The 19,525-nt window shown below is 71.0% G+C and carries 20 protein-coding genes and 1 pseudogene; 15 read left to right on the plus strand and 6 right to left on the minus strand.

Features of this window, described 5'->3' with window-relative positions; all coding sequences use genetic code 11:
* Positions 1–143: 143 nt before the first annotated feature.
* Positions 144–1,013: a helix-turn-helix domain-containing protein gene (locus IF11_RS0125235; RefSeq protein ID WP_030354017.1), complete on the minus strand. Its 870-nt coding sequence runs from the start codon at positions 1,011–1,013 to the stop codon at positions 144–146.
* A 270-nt stretch (positions 1,014–1,283) separates the two neighbouring features.
* Between IF11_RS0125235 and IF11_RS0125240 the strand changes: the two genes are divergently transcribed.
* The 11 genes and pseudogenes from IF11_RS0125240 (at position 1,284) to IF11_RS0125295 (ending at position 11,594) form a co-directional block, all read left to right on the plus strand.
* Positions 1,284–2,129: an SDR family oxidoreductase gene (locus IF11_RS0125240; protein WP_030354018.1), complete on the plus strand. Its 846-nt coding sequence runs from the start codon at positions 1,284–1,286 to the stop codon at positions 2,127–2,129.
* Positions 2,130–2,196: 67 nt separating this feature from the next.
* Positions 2,197–2,400, plus strand: a complete 204-nt coding sequence (locus IF11_RS0125245) for a cupin domain-containing protein (RefSeq protein ID WP_051746192.1) — start codon at positions 2,197–2,199, stop codon at positions 2,398–2,400.
* Positions 2,401–2,506: 106 nt separating this feature from the next.
* Positions 2,507–3,274, plus strand: coding sequence for a glucose 1-dehydrogenase (locus IF11_RS0125250; protein ID WP_030354020.1), 768 nt, complete (start codon positions 2,507–2,509; stop codon positions 3,272–3,274).
* A 246-nt stretch (positions 3,275–3,520) separates the two neighbouring features.
* Positions 3,521–4,531, plus strand: a complete 1,011-nt coding sequence (locus IF11_RS0125260) for a LacI family DNA-binding transcriptional regulator (protein ID WP_030354022.1) — start codon at positions 3,521–3,523, stop codon at positions 4,529–4,531.
* Between the two features lie 339 nt (positions 4,532–4,870).
* Positions 4,871–5,335, plus strand: a complete 465-nt coding sequence (locus tag IF11_RS0125265; protein WP_030354023.1) for an RpiB/LacA/LacB family sugar-phosphate isomerase — start codon at positions 4,871–4,873, stop codon at positions 5,333–5,335.
* Between the two features lie 121 nt (positions 5,336–5,456).
* Positions 5,457–5,729 (plus strand): annotated as a pseudogene (locus IF11_RS0125270) (aldo/keto reductase); the annotation flags it as partial.
* Between the two features lie 315 nt (positions 5,730–6,044).
* Positions 6,045–7,037 (plus strand): dihydroxyacetone kinase subunit DhaK, encoded by a 993-nt coding sequence (gene dhaK / locus IF11_RS0125275; protein ID WP_030354025.1) that lies wholly within the window; start codon positions 6,045–6,047, stop codon positions 7,035–7,037.
* A gap of 100 nt (positions 7,038–7,137) precedes the next feature.
* Positions 7,138–7,743, plus strand: a complete 606-nt coding sequence (dhaL, locus tag IF11_RS0125280; RefSeq protein ID WP_030354026.1) for a dihydroxyacetone kinase subunit DhaL — start codon at positions 7,138–7,140, stop codon at positions 7,741–7,743.
* The gene (locus IF11_RS0125285) at positions 7,740–8,150 is read left to right on the plus strand and encodes a PTS-dependent dihydroxyacetone kinase phosphotransferase subunit DhaM (protein WP_030354027.1); all 411 of its coding nucleotides are present in this window, start codon (positions 7,740–7,742) and stop codon (positions 8,148–8,150) included. Before dhaL ends, IF11_RS0125285 begins: the two co-directional genes overlap by 4 nt.
* Positions 8,151–8,438: 288 nt before the next feature.
* The gene (locus IF11_RS0125290) at positions 8,439–9,878 is read left to right on the plus strand and encodes an FAD-dependent oxidoreductase (RefSeq protein WP_030354028.1); all 1,440 of its coding nucleotides are present in this window, start codon (positions 8,439–8,441) and stop codon (positions 9,876–9,878) included.
* A 120-nt stretch (positions 9,879–9,998) separates the two neighbouring features.
* Positions 9,999–11,594, plus strand: coding sequence for an SDR family oxidoreductase (locus IF11_RS0125295; protein ID WP_030354029.1), 1,596 nt, complete (start codon positions 9,999–10,001; stop codon positions 11,592–11,594).
* 47 nt (positions 11,595–11,641) lie between these two features.
* Here the strand turns inward: IF11_RS0125295 and IF11_RS0125300 are convergent, their stop codons facing one another.
* A complete protein-coding gene (locus tag IF11_RS0125300) occupies positions 11,642–12,625 on the minus strand; it encodes a M56 family metallopeptidase (RefSeq protein ID WP_030354030.1) in 984 nt (327 codons plus the stop codon).
* 4 nt (positions 12,626–12,629) lie between these two features.
* On the minus strand, positions 12,630–13,082 hold the full coding sequence (locus tag IF11_RS0125305; protein WP_030354031.1) for a BlaI/MecI/CopY family transcriptional regulator: 453 nt from the start codon (positions 13,080–13,082) through the stop codon (positions 12,630–12,632).
* Positions 13,083–13,243: 161 nt separating this feature from the next.
* Between IF11_RS0125305 and IF11_RS0125310 the strand changes: the two genes are divergently transcribed.
* Entirely contained in the window at positions 13,244–13,819 is a 576-nt protein-coding gene (locus tag IF11_RS0125310; RefSeq protein WP_030354032.1) for a TerD family protein, read from the plus strand.
* Between the two features lie 142 nt (positions 13,820–13,961).
* On the opposite strand, the gene IF11_RS0125315 is transcribed toward IF11_RS0125310, so the two are convergent.
* From IF11_RS0125315 to IF11_RS0125325, 3 genes are all read right to left on the minus strand, one after another.
* Entirely contained in the window at positions 13,962–15,254 is a 1,293-nt protein-coding gene (locus tag IF11_RS0125315) for a cation:proton antiporter (protein WP_030354033.1), read from the minus strand.
* Between the two features lie 6 nt (positions 15,255–15,260).
* Positions 15,261–15,746: a cation:proton antiporter regulatory subunit gene (locus IF11_RS0125320; RefSeq protein WP_030354034.1), complete on the minus strand. Its 486-nt coding sequence runs from the start codon at positions 15,744–15,746 to the stop codon at positions 15,261–15,263.
* Positions 15,747–16,196: 450 nt separating this feature from the next.
* Positions 16,197–16,487, minus strand: a complete 291-nt coding sequence (locus tag IF11_RS0125325) for a DUF3040 domain-containing protein (protein WP_030354035.1) — start codon at positions 16,485–16,487, stop codon at positions 16,197–16,199.
* Positions 16,488–16,713: 226 nt separating this feature from the next.
* Here IF11_RS0125325 and IF11_RS0125330 point away from each other — a divergent pair, with 226 nt between their 5' ends.
* From IF11_RS0125330 to IF11_RS0125340, 3 genes are all read left to right on the plus strand, one after another.
* On the plus strand, positions 16,714–17,775 hold the full coding sequence (locus IF11_RS0125330) for a HAMP domain-containing sensor histidine kinase (RefSeq protein WP_078490909.1): 1,062 nt from the start codon (positions 16,714–16,716) through the stop codon (positions 17,773–17,775).
* Between the two features lie 2 nt (positions 17,776–17,777).
* A complete protein-coding gene (locus tag IF11_RS0125335) occupies positions 17,778–18,437 on the plus strand; it encodes a response regulator (RefSeq protein ID WP_030354037.1) in 660 nt (219 codons plus the stop codon).
* Positions 18,438–18,578: 141 nt separating this feature from the next.
* Positions 18,579–19,463: a substrate-binding domain-containing protein gene (locus IF11_RS0125340; protein ID WP_030354038.1), complete on the plus strand. Its 885-nt coding sequence runs from the start codon at positions 18,579–18,581 to the stop codon at positions 19,461–19,463.
* Positions 19,464–19,525 lie beyond the last annotated feature (62 nt).

Below are 19,525 nucleotides of genomic sequence, written 5' to 3' on the forward strand. Positions count from 1 at the left end.
CGGGCGAGCCGCCAGAGGTGTCAGTGACGCGACGGTGCGCCACGACACGGCCTTCGCGCAGGACAGACCACGTGGTTATGGATCGCCGATGGCGGGTGCGCCGCATTCCCTCGACGGTCGCGGGCTGGGCCATACGGGTGTGGTCAGGTGGTGGTGTCGGGTACGGGCTGCTGTTGGTTTGTGGCCCAGGAGGCGAGGATGCGCAGCGCGTCGTGGGAAGGGGTGCCGGGCTCGGCGGTCAGCACGACGAGTTGCTGCTCGGCGTCGATGCCGGCGGTGAGGGTGTCCCAGTCGAGGGTGAGTTCGCCGGCCACAGGGTGGTGGAAGATTTTGGTGCCCATCGTGCGGGCGGCGACATGGTGGTCGCCCCACCAACGGCGGAAATCCGGGTCCTGCACCGACAACTCTCCGACGAGGGCGGCCAGCCGGGGGTCGTCGGGATACTTGGCGGCCTGCATCCGCAGCTGCGCCACGGTGGTGTGAGCGACCTCCTCCCAGTCCGCGTACAACGTCCTCATCGCGGGATCGGTGAAAAGAATCCGTGTGTGGTTTCTTTTCTTCTCCGGGATTTCCGCGTAATCGGACATCAAGGCGGCGGCCAGAGAATTCCAGGCGAGGATGTCCGTACGACGGCCCAGAACAATGGCCGGCGTGTCGATCAGGTTGTCCAAAAGGCGCTGCAGCGTGGGCTGCACCTTCTGCACGGCACGACGGCGAGGCCGGGCCTGGTCCTTGCCGGCGAGTTCGAAGAGATAGTCCCGTTGGTCGTCGTCCAGCCGCAGTACCTGCGCCAGAGCGGCCAGCACCGGCCCCGAGGCCTGGATGCGGCCCTGCTCAAGGCGGGTGTAGTACTCGGTGCTGATGGCGGCGAGCTGAGCGACTTCCTCACGGCGCAGTCCCTTGACCCGCCGCAGGCCGCCCGTCTCGGGCAGGCCCACCGCGCGGGGGCTCAGTTCGGCCCGGCGTGTCTTGAGGAACTCGCCCAGCTCGTTGAGATGCGCGTTGCGAGTCATATCGCCAGTGTGACACCGAATCGACCGGCAATGAGGGGTAGGAATTTATACCTGGAACCTTTCCTCCGGGTAAGGAATTCTCCCCTTTGCGAATGTCGGTGAAGGTGCGAAAGTCGATGAGGCGGGCGGAGGAACCGGCCAGGGCATCGGAAACCCCCGCTGCGCCCCTGATCGCCCCGCCGATGGCCGGACACATGGCCTCGTTGGCTGCGCCACGCATCGTCACCGCACCACACCGGGTGTCGGATACGGCATCTGAAAGGAACACTCATGAGCAAGGTCATTCTCGTCACGGGCGCCGGACGTGGTCTGGGCACCGACATCGTCCGCGAGGCCCTGGCGGCCGGCCACCAGGTCGTCGCCACCGGTCGCCGCCCCGAAGAGGTCGAGAAGACTCTCGGCGGTCCCCAGGACAACCTGCTGGTCACCAAGCTGGACGTCACCAGCCTGGAAGACGCCGAGGCCGCAGTGCGGGCCGCCGTCTACCGCTTCGGCCGCATCGACGTCCTGGTCAACAACGCCGGCAACTTCTTCGCCGGTTACTTCGAGGAGATCACGCCCGCGCAGATGCGCCAGCAGATCGAGACCAACCTCTTCGGTCCGATGAATGTCACCCGCGCCGTCCTGCCCATCCTGCGCAAGCAGCGCGCCGGCCACATCATCACCCTCTCCTCCTCCGCCGGTCTGATCGGCCAGGAGTTCTGCGTCGCGTACGCCGCCTCCAAGTTCGGTGTCGAGGGCTGGATGGAATCCCTGCGCTACGACGTCGAGCCCTACAACATCCACACCACGGTCGTGGAGCCCGGCTTCTTCCGCACCGAACTCCTTGTGGACGGCTCCACCATCTGGCCCGAGCCGACCATCGACGACTACGCCGAGCGCACCACGGCCACCGTCGCGGCCTGGAAGAGCATGAACGGCCAGCAGACCGGCGACCCCGCCAAGCTCGCCCGCGCCCTGCTCACCATCGCCGGCCAGAGCAAGCCCCTGCTGCGCTTCGTCGCAGGCGCCGACGCCATCGAAGGCGTGACGGCCAAGGCCCAGGAACTCCTCGCCCAGGCCGAAGCCTCCCGCGAACTCGGCGGCGACCTGGGCTACGACGACACCCACGCCTGAACGCCCCGAGCGGCCGCCTGCCTCGCTGCCGCGTGAAGCGGCGGCCGCACTCTTCGAAGAAGGCACGATGGAGTTCCTCGAAGCTCACCCCGGCGACATCATCCACACGCCCCCGGGCGAGGCTCACTGGCACGGCGCCGCCCCCGGCCAGTTCATGACCCACTTCGCCCTGTGGGAGAACCCCGGCCCCGACGCGGGACCGGAAAGCAGCTGGTTCGAGCACGTGGCCGACGACGAGTACAGCGGCCCGCGCCGCAGCACCCGCCGCTGATCCAGGGGCTCGGACCCCGGCCCGAGCTGCGCGGCGGCATGTCACACCACGCCCCTTCTCTGACTGGTCGACACCAAGCCGGCCGGCGTTTGGAGCTACGCACACCATGAACCCGACCTACAACTTCGAGAACAAGGTGGCGCTCGTCACCGGCGCGGCGTCCGGTATGGGGCTCGCGACAGCCCAGGCCTTCGCCGAGGCCGGCGCCGCTGTCGTGCTGGCGGATGTCGATGACGGCGCAGTCCGGGCCGCGGCCGAGGAACTGGCGTCATACGGCCACCGGGCGATCGGTGTCACCTGCGACGTCACCGACGAAAGCCAGACGGCCGCGATGGTGGAACGCGCGGTCACGACGTTCGGCCGCCTGGACATGGCGTTCAACAACGCCGGTGTGCAAGTGCCACCGATGGACGCGGCCGACGAGCCGGCCGAGAACTTCGACTTCGTGAACGCGGTCAACCTGCGCGGCGTCTGGGCCGGCATGAAGCACGAGCTCCGCCAGATGCGGGAACAAGGCAGCGGCGTCATCGTCAACTGCTCTTCGCTGGGCGGGCTGCTGGGCATGCCGCAGCGCGCTGCCTATCACGCGTCCAAGCACGGCGTGATCGGCCTGACCAAGAGCGCCGCAGTCGAATACGCACCCAAGGGAATCCGGATCAACGCCGTATGCCCCGGAGTGATCGACACTCCCATGGCCGCGGACATGGTCGAGAACCAGGCCGAAGCCATGGCGGAGATCATGAAAGAGCAGTCGATCGGAAGGCTGGGGCGCGCGGACGAGATCGCCGCGGCCGTTCTCTGGCTGTGCAGCCCGGGCGCCAGTCTCGTGGTCGGCGTAGCTCTGCCGGTCGACGGCGGCTTCACCGCTCACTGACCAACGGATGAGGTCCGCAACAGCCGGCCGACGATCAGTACGTCGGCCGGCAACTGCGGCTGCTCGACGACGTGTTGCCGGATCTGCGAACAGCTGGCGCTCGATGACCGCACTCGGACGCAGAAGAACGGTCCAACCCCTTGACGCACTGCGGGGAAAGCCCTCAGGATCCTGACCGGAATCGTTTCCACGGAATCGTTTCCGGACAGCAGGTGCCACACAACCCTCGTCGCGATCGAGAGGCCCATGGACAGCACCGTGACCATCAAGGACGTCGCCGCGCGCGCCGGCGTGTCCGTCGCTACGACTTCACGAGTGCTCTCCGGCAACCCTTCCACGTCCGCCAAGTCCCGCGAGCGCGTCCGGGCCGCTGTCGAAGATCTCGGCTACCGGCCCGACGCCCGCGCCCGTTCCCTGCGCTCCGCCCGTTCTCAGACGGTCGGACTGCTCATCTCCGATGTGCGCAACCCGTTCTTCGCCGACGTCGCGCACGGGGCCGAACAGGCCGCGCTGCGCTCGTCGTACGTCACCCTGCTCGCCAACGCCAACGAGGACCCCCGGCAGCAGGACACCTATCTGGAGAGCTTTCTGACCCAGCGGGTCGACGGCATCATCATCGCTCCGCAGGGCGAGGGAAGCGCCAATCTGCGCGCCCTTGCCACGAAGGTGCCCCTCGTCTTCGTCGACCGGACCGTCGAAGGATTCGAGGTGCCCAGTGTTACCACCGACAACGCCGGCGGCATCGACCAGGCTGTCGCCCACCTCGCCGACCGCGGACACACCCGCATCGGATACATCGGTGGTCCCTTCTCCATCTCCACCGGCCGTGCCCGCCACGATGCCTTCGTGGACGCCGTCCGGCGTTACGGACTCGACAGCGATCCCGAGCTGATCACCTCCGGGGACTTCCGTTCCGCGAGCGGCTACACGGCCGCGGAAAGACTGCTGTCCGGCGGGCGACCGCCGACCGCGCTGCTCGCCGCGGACAGCCTCATGGCAGTGGGGGCGCTCGGCACGCTGCGCCGCCGGGGGCTGCGGATCGGCGTGGACGTCGACCTGGTGGCCTTCGACGACATCGAGTGGTTCTCCGAACTCGACCCGCCACTCACCGTCGTGTCGCACGACGCCGAGGCCATGGGGTCGACGGCGATGCGGTTGCTCCTCGACGTCGTCGAGGGCGGCGCGCCTTCCTCGGTGGTCCTGCCGGCACGTCTCGTCGTACGCGCGTCGTCGGGTGGGACGTGCGGGGAAGCGTAAGCGGCCCTCGTCGGCAGGACTGAGCAGCTCGCCCGCCAGGGCAGCGAACCTGCCCTGCCCCAGCCCTCCTCCTGCCTGCCTCCACACCACAACTGTTCTTCTGTACGCATCAGGGAGCAGGCATCCCCGGGGGTGTTCGCCGTCCCGTATCGCTTCATGCCGTCCGCGTCATGAGCGGGGGATACCCATGCCCCCTGTCTTCGCCGCCAGCAGCCCGATGCCGAAGGACTCCGGCATGACGGAGCCCTTCGGCCGGCCTCCTGTCGTTGGAGTCGCCTTCCTGGCTCCTCCAGCTCCGCCAACCCATCTGTCCCGCCAATCTCTCCCGAGGACTGACCTATGCGAATCGCTCTGGGTAACGATCACGCCGGATACGCGCTCAAGGAGCACGTACGCGGAATCCTGGAGGGCCTCGGTCACCAGGTGCTCGACCGCGGCACCGACAGCGACGCTCCGGTCGATTTCCCCGACATCACCTTCGCCACCTGCGACGCCGTGCGTACCGGTGAGGCCGACCGTGCTGTGCTCGTGTGCGGTACGGGCGCTGGTGCCCTCATGGCGGCGAACAAGATCGCCGGGATCCGCTGCGGTCTCGGACACGACGTGTACTCGGCCCACCAGGCCGTCGAGCACGACGACGCCAACGCCATCGCGATGGGCGCCTGGCTGATCGGTCCCGCGATGGCGGGCGCGGTCATCGAGGCGTTCCTCGGCGCGAGGTTCGACAACGACGTGGACACCGTCCGCCGGGTCGCCAAGCTCCGTGAACTGGAACTGAGGTCGGCCCGCGAACTCGACCAGTGAAACGGAGTCGGCACGCCGGTTCTGACAGTGCGTCTTCCCGGGTACCTGAGCTCGGGCCGGTACCGCTGAAGGCGCGTGAGCGCGTCCGTCATTGCACAGTGGACAGGTCGGCCGACGCGGCGGCGACGGCCGGTCCCGCAAGGCGATCCTCGAACAGATCGACGCCTCCCTGACCCGGCTCGGCACCGACTACATCGATTGCTACCAGATCCACCGCTACGACGAGACCCCGGTCGAAGGGACCATGGAGGCCCTCCACGACATCGTCAAGGCCGGCAAGGTCCGCACCATCGGCGCCTCCTCGATGTACGCCTGGCAGTTCGCCAAACTCCAGCACGCAGCCGACCTCGGCGCTGTGGGTGCGGTCCGGGTGCCGAAGCCGCACACCCATTACGGCTTCCCCTCACGCTGAGCAACGTGAAACCGATCCGCGGCGCGGACGACTCCAGGGAGAGGCATACACCTCCCCACCATTACGTCGTATGCCGTGCCACCTGGCCGGGTTCGATCGATACTGGAACCGGGCGGCAAACCGCCGCCCGACCGCCCGACCAGGAGCTGACGATGCATCAGGAAAGTCAGCATCAGTACCGCCGGACCTCGCTTCGAAGCGCCTGGGACCGCCGAGATCACAGAGCAACCCACATGTGACCTGACCTGCAAAAACGCTGGTCAGAGGCGTGTCCGCCACTCTACTTAGGAGGCACCCTTGAAGATGCTCATCAATGTGCCGGAGACGGTCGTCGCGGATGCCCTGCGGGGTATGGCCTCCGCGCATCCCGGGCTCTCCGTCGATGTGGACAACCGTGTGGTGGTACGGGGCGACGCGCCCGTCGCGGGGAAGGTGGGGCTCGTATCCGGGGGTGGGTCCGGGCATGAGCCGTTGCATGGCGGGTTCGTCGGGCCCGGAATGCTCTCCGCCGCTTGTCCCGGTGAGGTGTTCACCTCCCCCGTGCCCGATCAGATGGTGCGGGCCGCCGCCGCGGTCGACAGTGGGGCCGGGGTCCTGTTCATCGTCAAGAACTACACCGGGGACGTCCTGAACTTCGACATGGCCGCCGAGCTGGCCGAGGACGAGGGCGTTCAGATCGCGAAGGTGCTGGTCAACGACGATGTGGCGGTGACCGACAGTCTCTATACGGCGGGGCGGCGCGGTACGGGTGCCACGTTGTTCGTCGAGAAGCTGGCGGGGGCCGCGGCCGAGGAGGGGCAGCCGCTGGAGCGGGTCGAGGCGATCGGCCGGCGGGTGAACGAGAGCGCGCGGAGCTTCGGTGTCGCCCTGACCGCCGTCAGCACGCCCGCCAAGGGCAGCCCGACCTTCGATCTGCCCGAGGGTGAGCTGGAGCTGGGCATCGGGATCCATGGCGAACCCGGCCGTGAACGGCGCGCGATGATGACGTCGCACGAGATCGCGGACTTCGCCGTGAACGCGGTCCTGGAGGATCTGCGCCCGTCGAGCCCGGTGATCGCTCTGGTCAACGGCATGGGCGGCACGCCGCTGCTGGAGCTCTACGGATTCAACGCCGAGGTGCAACGGGTCCTGAGCGAGCGGGGCGTACCGGTGGCCCGTACGCTCGTCGGCAACTATGTGACCTCGCTCGACATGGCAGGTTGCTCGGTGACTCTCTGCCAGGTCGACGAGGAGCTGCTGCGGCTGTGGGACGCACCGGTGGAGACCGCCGCGCTCCGCTGGGGCCGCTGAGTACCGAGGGGAACCGGGCACGGCAGGGACGGACAGCAGGGTCGGCAGCGAACGACCCACGGGGCGAGGAGATCACGTGACCGATCAGAATCCCGGCCGGATGCTCGACACCGGCTTCTTCCGCGGCTGGCTGACCGCGGCGGCGGCAGCCGTGGAGCGTGAGGCGGACCGGCTCACCGAGCTGGACTCGGCCATCGGCGACGCGGACCACGGCAGCAATATGCAGCGCGGTTTCCGGGCGGTCATGACCGTACTGGAGAAGGAGCAGCCGGCCGGGCCGGGCGCCGTACTGATACTGGCGGGGCGCCAGCTCATCTCCACGGTGGGCGGCGCGTCCGGGCCGCTGTACGGGACGCTGCTGCGGCGTACGGGCAAGGCACTCGGCGACGCCACCGAGGTGACGTCCGCGCAGCTGACCGAGGCGCTGCGTACGGGGGTGGCGGCGGTGGCCCAGCTGGGCGGGGCGAAGGCCGGCGACAAGACGATGCTGGACGCGCTGGAGCCCGCGGTCGAGGCGCTCGGCACCTCGTTCGCGGCGGCGGCGGAAGCGGCGGACCAAGGGGCACTGGCGACCGTGCCGCTCCAGGCGCGCAAGGGCAGGGCGAGCTATCTGGGCGAGCGGAGCATCGGGCACCAGGATCCGGGGGCCACCTCCTCCGCCCTGCTGATCGGCGCGCTCGCGCAAACGGCGGGGGCGACGGAATGAGCATCGAGGCGCCGGTGGGCATCGTGCTGGTGTCGCACAGCGGGCCGGTCGCCGTGGCCGTCGCCGCGCTGGCGCAAGGGCTGGCGGGCGGCGGCGCGACCGCTCCGGTGGCGGCGGCGGGCGGCACTCCGGACGGCGGGCTCGGCACCAGCTCAGAGCTGATCGTGGCCGCCGCCGCGGAGGTGGACCGGGGGGCGGGGATCGCGATCCTGGTGGATCTCGGCAGCGCCGTGCTGACGGTGAAGTCGCTGCTCGCCGAGGGGGACGAACTGCCGGAGGGCGCCCGGCTGGTGGACGCGCCCTTCGTGGAGGGCGCGGTGGCTGCGCTGGTCACCGCCTCGGCCGGCGGCGACCTGGACGCGGTGGCCGCCGCGGCGGCGGAGGCGTACCAGTACCGCAAGGAATGACCCGGCGAGTGACCGAGCGCGTGCCCTGGCAAGTGACCGAGCGCGTGCCCGGCGGATGACCCGGCGAGTGAGCCGGTGAGTGCCCCGGCAAATGACCCGGGAGCGAGCCGGCGTACCGGGACGACCCGGCCGAGCTGACGCGTGGGCGCGCGGACGCGTGGCGGGGAAAGCGATGAAAACGGCGCATAGTCGCCGTGATCCGCGCATCACCTCGCAGGAATACTGAACCCTCACGGATCGGCGGCGCCGACAGCCCTGTTGGCGCCGGCATGACCGGGAGGGACCAGCATGGTGAACGTGGCGGACGTGGAGACGGACCCGGCCGGCGGGAACGGACGGGCCGGCTCCACGGACCGCCGGACCCGCCACGCCGTGGTCGTCGGCGGGAGCATCGCGGCCCTGCTGACGGCCCGGACGCTCAGCGCCCACGCGGACCGGGTGACTGTCGTCGAACGCGACCGCTTGCCCGAAGGACCGGAGCCCCGGGCGGGCGTCCCGCAGAGCCGTCATACCCATGTCCTGCTGGAAGGCGGCCGGCGGGCGCTGGAGGAACTGCTCCCCGGGATCGTGGCCGAACTCCGCGAGCACGGCGCGCCCCGGGTCGGCATGCCGCGCGACCTGGCGCAGTGGCAGAACGGCCGCTTCTACCGACGTACCCCCTCCACCGTCCATCTCCTCACCGGCACCCGGCCCGTGCTGGAGTGGCTCATCCGGCGCCGGGTCCTGGCCGATCGGCGGATCACGCTCCTGGAGGGCACGGAGGTCGTGGGGCTGATGGGCGACGCGGCCCGCGTCCGGGGCGTACGGCTGCGCGAGCGCGGGACCCGCGGCCGTCTCGACGTACGGTCGATGACCGCCGATCTGGTCGTGGACGCCTCGGGACGGGCCACCCACGCGTCCGACTGGCTGGCCGGGATCGGCGCCGAGCCCGCCCACGAGGAGACGCTGGACACCGGACTCGCCTACGCGACCCGGCTCTATCGCGCGCCGGAGTCCATCGAGGGGACGGACTGCCCCGGCTACTACTTCATCCCGGGCCGTGGCGAGCCGCACGGTGCGGTCGCCCTGCCCATCGAGGACGGCCGCTATCTCGTCACGCTCTCCGGCCTGCGCGGCAGCGAACCGCCCTCGGACGAGGCCGCGTTCACCGAGTTCGCTGCCCTGCTCCCCCATCCGGTGCTGCACGACTGGCTGTTGAAGGCCCAGCCGGAGTCGGCCGCGCACACGTTCCGCGCCACGGCCAATGTCCGGCGGCGCTACGACCTCCCCGGGCGCCGGCCCGCCGGGTTCCTCGCCGTCGGCGACGCGCTGTGCGCCTTCAATCCGGTGTACGGGCAGGGCATGGCGGTCGCCGCGCTCGGCGCGCTCGCGCTGCGTGACGCGCTCGCCGACCCCCGCCGTACGCCGACGACCCGGCGCGTACAGCGGGCGGTGCTCGGGGCCGCGCGCCAGGCCTGGGACATCGCGGCCGGCGCCGACAGGGAGCTGCCCGGGGCGACCGGAAACGCGGCGCGGACGCGGGCGATGGACCGTCCCGGCGCCTGGTATGTCGCACGGGTGGTGGACCGCGCGCCCGGCGATCCGGTGGTCGGAGCGGCGTTCCGCGCCGCGTGCGCGCTGACCGCGCCGGTCAGCGGGCTCTTCGCGCCGCGAGTGGCGCGCGCGGTGCTGTTCGGACCTCCCCTGCCGGCACCGGCGGATCCGCCGCGGCGGCCGGAGACCGTATAAGCGCGCGATGTCCCGTCGGCCCCGGCGGCGGGTGTGCCGCCGCCTTGCCGACCGTCCGTTCCGGGCACAGGCTCACTCCTGAGGAACGCGAACGGAAACTCCAGGAGCGGGGTGTGGCGCATGACATCGGACGAGTCGGACCTCCCGACCGCCTCGGCGCGGGCGGCGTCGAGCGCGGAGCCCGGCCTCGAATCCGGCGAGCAGGCGCGCTGCCTGGTCACCGGCGCCACGGGCTACCTCGGCGGCCGGCTGGTGCCCGAACTGCTGGACGCGGGCCATACGGTGCGCTGCCTGGCCCGGTCGCCCGACAAGCTGCGTGATCACCCCTGGGCCGGCCGTACCGAGGTGGTACGGGGCGATGTGACCGACCCCGAGTCGGTCCGGGCGGCCATGGACGGCATCGACGTGGCGTACTACCTGGTCCACGCGCTGGGTACGGGACGGGACTTCGCGGCCACGGACCGCCGGGCCGCCGAGATCTTCGCGGAGCAGGCCAGGGCCGCGGGCGTACGGCGCATCGTCTATCTCGGCGGTCTCACCCCGGCCGGGGTCCCGGAGCGCGAACTCTCCCCGCATCTGCGCTCGCGCGCCGAGGTCGGCCGTATCCTCCTCGGCTCCGGAGTGCCGACCGTGGTGCTGCGCGCCGCGGTCATCGTCGGCTCGGGGTCCGCCTCGTTCGAGATGCTGCGCTATCTGACGGAGCGGCTGCCGGTGATGGTGACGCCGAGCTGGGTGCGTACGTCCATCCAGCCGATCGCGGTCCGCGATGTGCTGCGCCTTCTCGTGGGCTGCGCGCGGCTGCCCGCCGAGGTCTGCCGGGCCTTCGACATCGGCGGCCCCGAGGTGCTGACGTACCGGGACATGATGCGCCGGTACGCGGCGGTGGCCGGGCTGCCCCGGCGGCTCATCCTTCCGGTGCCCGTCCTGACACCGGGGCTGTCCAGCCACTGGATCGGTCTGGTGACTCCGGTCCCGCGCTCGATCGCCCGGCCGCTGGCGGAGTCCCTGCGCCATGAGGTCGTCTGCCATGAACGGGACATCACGCGCTACCTCCCCGATCCGCCGGGAGGTCCGATCCCGTTCGACCGCGCCGTCGGACTGGCCCTGCGGCGCATCCAGGACGCGCGGGTGTCCACCCGCTGGTCGTCCGCGTCCGTACCGGGCGCGCCGAGCGATCCACTGCCCACCGACCCCGACTGGGCGGGCGGCAGCCTCTACACCGACCGCCGCGAACGGACCGTGCACGCGTCGGGCGCATCGCTGTGGCGCGTCATCGAGGGCATCGGCGGCGACAACGGCTGGTACTCGTTCCCGCAGGCCTGGGCGGTACGGGGGTGGCTCGACCGGTTCGTCGGCGGGGTCGGGCTGCGCCGGGGCAGACGGGACGCCGCGCGGCTGCGGGTCGGTGACTCGCTGGACTTCTGGCGGGTGGAGGAGATCGAGCCGGGCCGGCTGCTGCGGCTGCGCGCGGAGATGCGGCTGCCGGGGCTCGCCTGGCTGGAGTTGCGCGTGGACCGGGACGACCAGGACCGTACGGTGTTCCGGCAGCGGGCGCTGTTCCATCCGCAGGGGCTGCTGGGGCACGCGTACTGGTGGAGCGTCTCGCCGTTCCACGCGGTGGTGTTCGGCGGGATGGCCCGCAATATCGCGCGGGCGGCCGAGGCGCATGAAGCGGCCGGGGCCGAAGCCGAAGCCGGAGAGCCCGCGCGGACCTGACCGCGCGGGCACCGGCATCGACGCGGTCACAGGGGCGCGGGCTTCGGTCAGAGGGGCGTGGCGGCCTTCAGTACGAGGAAGAGCGTGACGGTCGCGTTCGCCGAGGACAGGGCGGAGCCGAGCGTTCCGGCAGCCGCCGCCCAGACCGCCAGCCCCACCGCCGTGAACATCGGTGGCCAGCGGACGGCCGAGGGCTCGGGCCCCAGCAGCGCGGCCACCCTGCGCGGGACCGGTCCCGGCCCCGGTCCCGACGCCGCGAAACCGGCCAGAGTCGGCGTGGGGGTGGCCCGGGAGATCAGCGCGGCCTTGCCGATGGCGCGGGCCACGACGGTGCGCTCGCCGGTGACCTTGGCCGCCTCCTCGTCCGCCCAGCGCTCGGTGGTGTACGCGACCGCCGACCTGAGCGGCCGCAGCAGCGGATTGGCCCGCGCGGCGAGCCGTACCGCCAGCAGGAACCGGTGGTGCCGGCCGCTGAGATGCGCGTGCTCATGCGCGATCAGGGCCGTACGTTCCTGAGCGTCCAGGCACGCGAGCATGGCCGTGGAGACCACGATCCGCCCCCGCGCGGCGACGCCGGAGCCGACGGCGGGCCCTGACGCGGCCCGGGGGCCGGGCAGCGCGTAGGCGTACGGCGCGTCGTCGGTCAGCACGGCGAGTTCGCCATCCGGCAGCCCGGCCAGCGCGCGGTGCGCGCGGCGGCGTACCCGGCGGTGGCGTCCGGCGGCGGCCGCGCAGCTGACGGCGACCCCGGCCAGGGCAACGATGGCCGCCTTGCCCGCTATCTCGTCGTACGGGACCGCCTCCCTGACCTCCGGGTCCGACCAGCCGTCGGGCAGTGGATTGCCGGGCAGCTGCGCCGTGCCGACCACCACCAGCAGCCCCAGACAGAGGGTGCTGCACAGCGCGAGGACGCCGGCCAGCGCCGACAGCAGCCGGGTGGCGACACGGGGATGGAGATGGACTTCGGCCAGGCGCGCGATGGGCAGTGCGGTCAGCGGCAGGACGAGCGGCAGAAAGACGAACATCCCCATTCCGTCAGGCCCCCGCCCCGTCCTCGGCATCGGAAACACGGTCGGGGCCGGGGTCGGCGCCGGCTTCCGGGCCGTCCTCGGGCAGGACGAGCAGATCGCGCAGCAGCCGTTCGTCGTCCGGCGAGAGCGCGGTCACGAACCGCGCCAGTACGGCCTCGCGGTCCGCTTCCCCGTCCAGCACCTTGCGCATCCGGAGGGCGGCGAGCCCCGCCTCGTCCGAGGCCGCGCGCCACTCGAAGGAGCGGCCCGCGCGCTCCCGCGTCACCGCACGCTTGGCCTGGAGCCGGGTCAGGATGGTCATCACCGTCGTGTACGCGAGCTTCCCGCCGATCCGGTCCTGCACCCAGGCGGCCGTGACGGGCCCCGGCGCCTGCCGCAGCGCGGCGAGTACCTGGGCCTCCAGCTCGCCCTGGCCGCGCCGGCGAGGACGCTCGTCCGGACTGCCGTGCACCCTCACGATGTCTCCCTCCCGCCGCGCCGCCACATCACGGGGGCAGGTCGTCCATGCTACTGAGCCCGGCGTGCCCCGCGCTCGCACGAGGGGCACTCCCGGACTCTTCTACAGTCCTGTAGATTTCAGTTCCGGTCACCGGTTCGGCTCAGCTCAGGAGGAGCAGCGTGGGAGTTTCCCTGTCCAAAGGCGGCAATGTCTCGCTCAGCAAGGAGGCACCAGGACTGACGGCGGTCCTTGTCGGCCTCGGCTGGGACGTCCGTACGACGACCGGCACGGACTACGACCTGGATGCCAGCGCCCTGCTGGTCGACGAGTCCGGCAAGGTCGCGTCGGATCAGCACTTCATTTTCTACAACAACCTGACCAGCCCGGACGGTTCGGTCGAGCACACCGGGGACAACCTCACCGGTGAGGGCGAGGGCGACGACGAGACGGTCAAGGTCAATCTGGCGGGTGTGCCCGCCGAGGTCTCCAAGATCGTCTTTCCGGTGTCGATCCATGACGCGGAGTCGCGCGGGCAGTCCTTCGGGCAGGTCCGCAACGCGTATATCCGGGTGGTCAACCAGGCGGGCGGCGCCGAGCTGGCCCGCTACGACCTGAGCGAGGACGCGGCCACCGAAACGGCGATGGTCTTCGGCGAGCTGTACCGCAACGGGGCCGAGTGGAAGTTCCGCGCGGTCGGCCAGGGGTACGCCTCCGGTCTCGCCGGTATCGCGGCAGATTTCGGCGTCGGGGTCTGACACCCGGCACCGGCACCGCAGGGGCACAGGGCGCAGGGCGTGCGTCCTGTGCCCCGTTTTCGTGTCTTCCGGAGCCGAACCGGTCTGAGCTCCGCCCGGGTCCGGACAGAGCCGGGCCCGCCGGGCGGAGCCAGGACCGGGCTCAGGGGCGGCTGGGCGCCGCGTCGTTCGCTTCCGTGGCGGGCGGTTCCGCTACGGGCGGTTTCGCCACGGGCGGGGCGACCCCGGCCTCCGGCGATACGGGCACAGCGGCGGCAGCGGCCGGGGCGGGCGCAGCGGGCGCGGGCCTGCGCGTAAGACGCCGGGCCAAGGGTTCCGTCCAGCGGGCCGCCAGCGGGCCGAGGATCACCAGGATGAGTACGTACGCGGTGGCCAGCGGCCCGATCCTCGGCTCCACCCCGACCGCCAGTCCGGCGATGACGATGGAGAACTCACCGCGCGCCACGAGCGTGCCACCGGTGCGCCAGCGGCCGGCGGTCCGTACTCCCGCCCGTTTGGCCGCGTACCAGCCGGTGCCGATCTTCGTCAGCGTGGTGATGGTCGCCAGGATCAGGGCCGGTACGAGGACCGGCGGAATGGCGGCCGGGTCGGTGTTCAGACCGAAGAAGACGAAGAAGACGGCGGCGAACAGATCGCGCAGCGGGGCGAGCAGGTTGTGCGCGCCCTCGGCGACCTCGCCGGAGAGCGCGATACCGACGAGGAACGCGCCGACGGCGGCGGAGACCTGGAGTTCCTGGGCGACTCCGGCGACCAGGACCGTGAGACCGAGGACGACCAGGAGCAGCATCTCCGGGTTGTCGGAGGAGACCGCGCGGCTGATCAGCCGGCCGTGACGCAGCGCCAGATAGAGGACGGCGCCGACCGTACCGAGCGAGATCAGCAGCGTCAGACTCCCGCCGGCGAGGCTGAGTCCGGCGAGCAGCGCGGTGAGAAGCGGCAGATAGACGGCCATGGCGAGGTCTTCGATGACCAGGACACCGAGGATCACGGGCGTCTCGCGGTTGCCGAGCCGGCCGAGGTCGCCGAGGACCTTCGCGATCACGCCGGAGGAGGAGATCCAGGTCACACCGGCCAGGGCCACCGCGGCGACCGGACCCCAGCCCAGGATCAGCGCGGCGGCGGCGCCCGGTACGGCGTTCAGTACGAAGTCGACGATGCCGGAGGGGTATTGGGTCTTGAGGTTGGAGACGAGTTCGGAGGCGCTGTACTCCAGCCCCAGCAGGAGCAGCAGCAGAATGACGCCGATCTCGGCGCCGGTGGCGACGAACTCCTCGCTCGCGTTGAGCGGCAGCAGCCCGCCGTGGCCGAAGGCGAGCCCGGCGAGCAGATAGAGCGGAATGGCGGAGAAGCCCACTCGGCCCGCGAGCCGGCCGAGTATCCCGAGGCCCAGGATGATGGCCCCGAGTTCGATGAGCAGTGCGGTGGTCTCGTGCACGGGCGCTTATCCTCCGGTGATCAGTTCGGCGACGGCGTCCACGCCTTCCCGGGTGCCGACGACGACGAGCGTGTCCCCCAGGGCGAAGCGGAAGTCCGGGGTGGGTGAGGGAAAGGCGTCGGTACGGCGCAGGACGGCGACGATGGAGGCGCCCGTACGGGTGCGCACCTGGGCGGAGCCGAGCGTCCGGCCCGCGTACGGGGACCGCTTGGTGATCTGGATGTGCTCGGTGAGCAGATCGATTTCGAGGTGCTGGTGCAGATGCGCGACGGGATCGGGCGTCAGGAGCTTGGAGAGCGCGGTCGCCTCGTGCGGGGCGAGCGTCGCGGCGTCCCGGCAGTTGTCGTCGTCCTCGGGATCGTGGAAGGCGAGAATGCGCCGGCCGTCCTGGTGCACGACGACCGACAGATGCTTGCCCGCCTCGGTGCTGAGGTCGTAGCGGGTACCGACCCCGGGCAGGGCGGTTTTGCTGACGTGAGCTGTGGGCTCCATAGAGAACGCTCCATGCGGGCGTGGCGTGAGGGTGTGCGGGCACGGCGGCCCCTTGGACGGGCCGGCCTGGCGGTCGGGCGGGACGGTGCGCCGCCCACCACCGGACAGGGATTCTGCGTCATGCGCCGTGCGGAAGCACCGCTGCGGAAGGCGCCGGTGCGGGAAGCTCCGGTAAGGGCACCCGTGACGGTACTGACGCGGCGTCAGTCGACCCGGCGCGGCGGACAGGCAGGGGAGCGCGCATATGGAAACCGCCCCCTCAAGCCCCGCGTGACCGACCGTTCGCCCAGAATCGCTGCCATGGGCACACCAACACCAAGGGAGCGTTGGTCACCCGCCGACCATTTTAACGTAAAATAAAATGTGGCGATTGGGCTTTACGGGAGGAAAAGAGCGGTTCGCCCTGAAAAGTGGCTATTTCTGAAGGGCTATTCGGAAGTGTGGGAAGGGCTATTCCGAAGTGCGGGCGATGCCCTGCCGGACGCGGCCCCGGTCGGGGTCGAAGAGATGGGCGGCCAGCCCGGCCAGTACCAGTCCGCCGGCGATGAGAAGTCCATGGCCCACGACGATGCCCAGCACGAATCCGCCGAGCGCGACGGCCAGCAGCAGCCAGGCGACGCCGTGCCGGTACTCACGCGGACGGCAGGGGGAGCCGGTCTCCAGAGCGCGCGCGAACCGGGGGTCGTCCTGGCGCAGCTGCGCGGCGAGATCGCCGAGTCGCCGGTCTTCGAAGGCTGCCACGAGTTCCCTCCCGTCGGGTCCTTCACACGATCTCGGTTCCTTCACACGATCACCCGCCGGGGCACCCCGCCGCCATCGGAGCCGACACCCAAATCCGGGGGTGGCCGACATGTAGACACGCGGGCGTACGCCCCCCATGGAGGGCGGGAGCGCGGGGCGGCTGTCGGACGGCTCTCTCCGGGCGGGCGATAGTGAGGGGGCGTCTAATGCGAGGAGGCCGCGTTCCGTGTCCCTGTTCTGGCGGATCTTTCTGCTCAACGCCGCGGTCCTGTTCGCGGCCACCGCCCTGCTGCTGCTCGGTCCCGTCACCGTTTCCGCCCCCGTACTGCTCACGGAAGCCCTGATCATGGTCCTGGGGCTGGCGGCCATGCTCGTCGCCAACGCCGCGCTGCTGCGGATCGGACTCGCTCCGCTGCAACGGCTCACCCGGGCCATGACCACGACCGATCTGCTGCGACCCGGCCGCAGGCCCGCGGTATCGGGGCATGGCGAGATCGCCGATCTGATCAGGACGTTCAACACCATGCTCGACCGGCTGGAGGCCGAGCGGGCCGCCAGCAGCGGGCTCGCGCTCTCCGCCCAGGAGGCCGAACGCCGCCGGATCGCCCAGGAGTTGCACGACGAGATCGGCCAGACGCTCACGGCCGTGCTGCTTGAGTTGAAGCGCGTCGCCGACCGGGCGCCCGTACCGCTGCGCGACGAACTGCGCCATGTGCAGGAGACGACCCGGGACAGTCTGGACGAGATCCGCCGGATCGCCCGCCGGCTCCGCCCCGGGGTGCTGGAGGAGCTGGGTCTGATCAGCGCGCTCAAGGCGCTGACCAGCGAGATCACCACGCACTCCGGCCTCTCCGTGCGGCGCGGCTTCGACAGCGCGCTGCCCCGGCTGGGCGAGGACGCCGAGCTGGTGCTCTACCGGGTCGCGCAGGAGGGTCTCACCAATATCGTGCGCCACGCCGACGCGCGGCAGGTCGATATCACGCTCCGGCGCACCACCGGGGGCGTGGAGTTGCGGCTCAGGGACGACGGGCGCGGGATCGGTACGGCGACGGAGGGCGCGGGCATCCGCGGGATGCGCGAACGGGCGCTGCTCATCGGCGCCGAGCTGTCGGTGGGGCGGGGCCGCGCGCGGAGCGGTGGAACCGGCGGCGGAACGGACGTACGGCTGCGCGTGCCGATCAGGGAGGACGCCGGAGACAGCGGAGACGGCGGCGAAATCGACAACAGCGAACGGAGCTCCAGGAGTTCCGAGAATTCCAGGAGCGACGAGATCAAGGGGAGCGACTGACCATGCCCGAGGCCACCCAGACCCGCATCCTCCTGGCGGACGATCACGCCCTGGTCCGCCGGGGAGTCCGGCTGATCCTCGACAACGAACCGGATCTGACGGTCGTCGCCGAGGCGGGCGACGGCGCGGAGGCCATCGAGATGGCCGGCGCCCACCGGCCCGACCTGGCCATCCTGGATATCGCGATGCCGCGGATGACCGGCCTCCAGGCGGCACGCGAACTCGCCAGACTCCAGCCCGAGATCCGCATCCTGATGCTGACCATGTACGACAACGAGCAGTATTTCTTCGAGGCGTTGAAGTCCGGCGCGAGCGGCTATGTCCTCAAGTCCGTCGCCGACCGGGACCTGGTGGAGGCGTGCCGGGCCGCGATGCGCGACGAACCGTTCCTCTATCCCGGGGCCGTGACCGCTCTGATCCGTAACTACCTCGACCGGGTACGACAGGGCGACAGCATCCCGGACAGCGCCATCACGCCCCGCGAGGAGGAGATCCTCAAGCTGGTGGCCGAGGGACACACCTCCAAGGAGATCGCCGGGATCCTGGTCATCAGCGCCAAGACCGTCGAGCGCCATCGCGCCAACCTCCTCCAGAAACTCGGGCTGCGGGACCGGCTGGAGCTCACGCGCTACGCGATCCGGGCCGGTCTGATCGAGCCGTAACCCCGCGCCGGGACCGCTGTAGGCACGCGGCGGGAGTCCGCGCGCCCCGTGCTGGGCAGAGAGTGGGTGGCGCCCGTGCGAACCCGCGTACGGATTCGACGCCCAGGACACCGCACCAACACGAGCGGAACGAGGCGAGGCATGAACCCGGGCAACAGCTGGGAGTTCACTGACGACCGCGGCCATCTCACCGTGGCACGAAGCCACCCGACGCGGGTGGTGGCCTACATACAGGCGGGCGCGACCCTCTGGGACCACGGTCTGCGTCCCCTGGGGATCTTCGGATCCCACCATGACGGGGACACCCCCGATCCGGCGAAGGCGGGCGAGCTGCCCCTCGCCGAACTGCGCTCCTTCGGCGCGGGCAGCGCCCTCGATCTGGACGCCCTGTTCGCGGCCGAGCCGGACCTCGTCGTCGCCGTCAGCTACGGCGGCGGACAGGTCTACGGCATCGACCCGGAGGCGGCCAAGCATCTGGAGGAGCAGGTGCCCGTCGTCGTCCTCGATGTGGGGAAGGATCGCTCGCTCGACGGGATCAGGGACCGGTTCACCGCGCTGGCCCGCTCGCTGCGTACGCCGCTCCGGCCCGCGGAGGAGGATCTGGAGCGTGCGGAGGCCCGGCTGCGCGCCTCGGCGGCCCGCCCCCGCGCGCCCCGGGTGCTGGCCCTCTCGGCGGCGGGACCGGAAACGGCGTATCTGGCCCGGCCCCTGACCTGGCCCGATCTACGCGCCGTCAGCGAACTGGGGGTGGCGCTGATCGAGCCCGAGGAGGGCGGCGGGGCCAACTGGCGTACGGCCGAATGGGCCGAGGCGGCCGCGCTGGAGCCGGACATCGTGCTCGCGGACGTACGCGCGAACGCCGCGCCGCGCGAAGCGCTCCGGGGCAACGCGCACTGGCTCGCCATCGAGGAGCGGGCGCGGATCGTGCCGTGGAACCCGGAAGCGCCGGGCAGCCACCGCGCGCACGCGCGGTTCCTCCACACCGTCGCTGACGCCGTGGACGGCGTCGACGCGGCCGGCGCGTAGGAGCGTCCTCGGTGTAGGCGCGCTGTCGGTGGCGTGTAGGAGCCGGCTGCCAGCGTTGCCCG

This window comes from Streptomyces scopuliridis RB72 (genome assembly GCF_000718095.1).
Classification (GTDB): Bacteria; Actinomycetota; Actinomycetes; order Streptomycetales; family Streptomycetaceae; genus Streptomyces; species Streptomyces scopuliridis.